Genomic DNA, 675 nt, shown 5'->3' on the forward strand with positions numbered 1-675 from the left:
TAATTAAATAGCCACAATATTTTTTAATAAATTGTTTAACGAGAAGCTACTGAAAGCATCCAATTTGCTCGATTTTCAGCTTCTTCATTTGAAACGCAAACCATAATAACTGTATCATCTCCAGCAACTGATCCTAAAATACCTTTCAAAGGCTGACGATCTATAACACTTGCAACATATTGTGCAGCGCCTGATGGAGTGTGAATAACAACAATATTATTTGCATGTCCAACTTCAGTGACAAGACCTGCTAAAGTGCGAGCAACTTGCTGATCAATTCGCACAGTATCCATAGCATGACGATTGCCAGTACCATCGCCAAGCACATACGCAATCCTGCCATCCGTTAATCGAATTTTAACGGCATTTAACTCATCTAAATCTCGGCTCAAAGTAGCTTGAGTAACATTAAAACCATGACGCGCCAACACTTTAGCGAGTTGAGATTGAGAAGTAATCACTTCTGCCAGTAACGCTTGTTCAATAGCGTTTAAACGCGCTGCTTTTGTTGCAGGACGTTGCTGTTTTATTGACACTTCGTTATTTGATTCTGCATCCGTTTCTGGATTCATCATAATTTTATCAAAACCTTTCATAAACATATTTTCAATTAAATATATACGAATATATGTATACATATCTACATGCATAAAAAAATTATTTATGTGTTCTTCG

At 36.3% G+C, this 675-nt stretch carries 1 protein-coding gene; it reads right to left on the minus strand.

Features of this window, described 5'->3' with window-relative positions; translation table 11 throughout:
• Positions 1 to 35: 35 nt before the first annotated feature.
• Complete coding sequence (locus A5295_RS06070; RefSeq protein ID WP_032842537.1) at positions 36 to 575, minus strand: arginine repressor; 540 nt, start codon at positions 573 to 575, stop codon at positions 36 to 38.
• Positions 576 to 675: the final 100 nt, after the last annotated feature.

This window comes from Gardnerella sp. 26-12, assembly GCF_001660745.1.
GTDB lineage: Bacteria > Actinomycetota > Actinomycetes > Actinomycetales > Bifidobacteriaceae > Bifidobacterium > Bifidobacterium swidsinskii.

What these genes read in the sequence shown, in the direction of transcription:
- A5295_RS06070 (WP_032842537.1), bottom strand. Translation starts at nt 575, where the DNA reads ATGATGAATCCAGAAACGGATGCAGAATCAAATAACGAAGTGTCAATA.